This window comes from Paraburkholderia sp. SIMBA_054, assembly GCF_046534875.1.
In the GTDB taxonomy this organism is placed as follows: Bacteria; Pseudomonadota; Gammaproteobacteria; order Burkholderiales; family Burkholderiaceae; genus Paraburkholderia; species Paraburkholderia hospita.
Genome location: NZ_JAWRXV010000668.1, coordinates 1 through 276, shown reverse-complemented (window position 1 = coordinate 276; position 276 = coordinate 1). Strand labels below are relative to the sequence as shown.

The window sequence follows — 276 nt, the reverse complement described above, 5'->3', positions numbered from 1 at the left end:
AGCGGCGATAAGATTACGTTAACCGACGAGAATGGCAATGTTGCGAACGTAACCATTGCTGATGTGAAGCAGTCAAATGGCGTTATTCATGTAATTGATAAGGTCTTGCTGCCAAAGATGTAATCAACGCGTAACATTGAGACATGCCGATTTACATATATATGTGGTCGGCATGTCCTCTTGGTCTTTTTTGAATTTAACTGTACTCGCAACTGTCGGGTGCCGCGTTATCCTGTGCAATGCAGGCAAAAACGGCAATGTGGTACCAGACCAAAT

Annotated in this window: 1 protein-coding gene; it reads left to right on the top strand. The window is 43.8% G+C overall.

Going from position 1 to position 276, the window contains the following annotated elements:
- Positions 1–123, top strand: a 123-nt coding sequence (locus SB822_RS56770) for a fasciclin domain-containing protein (protein ID WP_410859063.1), incomplete at its 5' end; no start/stop codon positions are given.
- Positions 124–276 lie beyond the last annotated feature (153 nt).